This is a genomic window from Neisseria sp. P0014.S002 (genome assembly GCF_051958295.1).
In the GTDB taxonomy this organism is placed as follows: Bacteria; Pseudomonadota; Gammaproteobacteria; order Burkholderiales; family Neisseriaceae; genus Neisseria; species Neisseria flavescens_B.
Genome location: NZ_JBQCVO010000082.1, coordinates 1 through 263 on the forward strand (window position 1 = coordinate 1; position 263 = coordinate 263).

The 263-nt window shown below is 46.4% G+C and carries 1 protein-coding gene; it reads left to right on the plus strand.

From position 1 onward, the window contains the following. A partial coding sequence (locus ACTHSX_RS10695; protein WP_440379674.1) for a hypothetical protein occupies positions 1 to 263 on the plus strand: 263 nt, incomplete at both ends.

Below are 263 nucleotides of genomic sequence, written 5' to 3' on the forward strand. Positions count from 1 at the left end.
TTACATTTCCGTAATACCACAGAAGCCGGCTCGACTGGCGGCTCTCGTGATAAAGGCTTACACGGTAAATTGCGTCCGGGCGTTTGTTACGCGGTATTGGATACCATCAATTCTCGTCACCAACGAATTCTCGTGGGTGTGCGTCTGCAACAAATTGCGGGTCGAGATAAGAAAGTGGATTTAAAAACATTCTCGATTCAAGGTGTAGAATTATCCTTAAATCCAACCGCACTTTTCACTGAAACAGTCGGTGAGCGTCAAGC